Below are 550 nucleotides of genomic sequence, written 5' to 3' on the forward strand. Positions count from 1 at the left end.
AATAAACCCCTGGTTGATCCGATGAAATCTAGGGGGTGCATTTTTTATGCCGGCGAAAAAGGGAACAAAATTTAACGAGTATACATTTGAAACCAAAGTAGAGGCCATACGACTCCATATCGAAGAAGGTTGGACATATCGTAGACTCATGGAGAAATTCGGGATCGCAGATCGACATCGATTAAAAGAATGGATGCGCAAATACAAGCAACTCGGTGAATTCGGGCTCATGGACCAGCGAGGACGGCGTAAGGAGTATGTCGATCAGGATAGGTATGTGCAGAAGCTGAAACGGGAAAACGACATGCTAAAAAAGTGTTTGGAAATCTGGATACAGGAGATGAAGCACACAAATATGTAACCATTGAGAAAGCTGCGAAAGACTATCCTATTAGCAAACTTTGTACGCTTTTCAAAGTCTCCAGAAGTGGATATTACGCCTTCTTAAAACGGAGAGGAACAGATCGAGATCGGGACGCGAAAGCACTTGTGAAGAAAGTGTATGAGCAGTATAACGGAGTCTACGGCTACCGCCAAATTCAACTATTTT

1 protein-coding gene is annotated in these 550 nt (G+C 43.1%); it reads left to right on the plus strand.

Going from position 1 to position 550, the window contains the following annotated elements; translation table 11 throughout:
* Window positions 1-46: 46 nt before the first annotated feature.
* Window positions 47-361, plus strand: a complete 315-nt coding sequence (locus tag AC6EJC_RS26870; RefSeq protein ID WP_444956521.1) for a helix-turn-helix domain-containing protein — start codon at window positions 47-49, stop codon at window positions 359-361.
* The last annotated feature ends 189 nt before the right edge of the window (window positions 362-550 follow it).

It is taken from the genome of Paenibacillus sp. TY11 (assembly GCF_059772165.1).

Bases quoted from the DNA above. Each gene is read 5' to 3' on its own strand.
- AC6EJC_RS26870 (WP_444956521.1), top strand. From the start codon at position 47: ATGCCGGCGAAAAAGGGAACAAAATTTAACGAGTATACATTTGAAACC.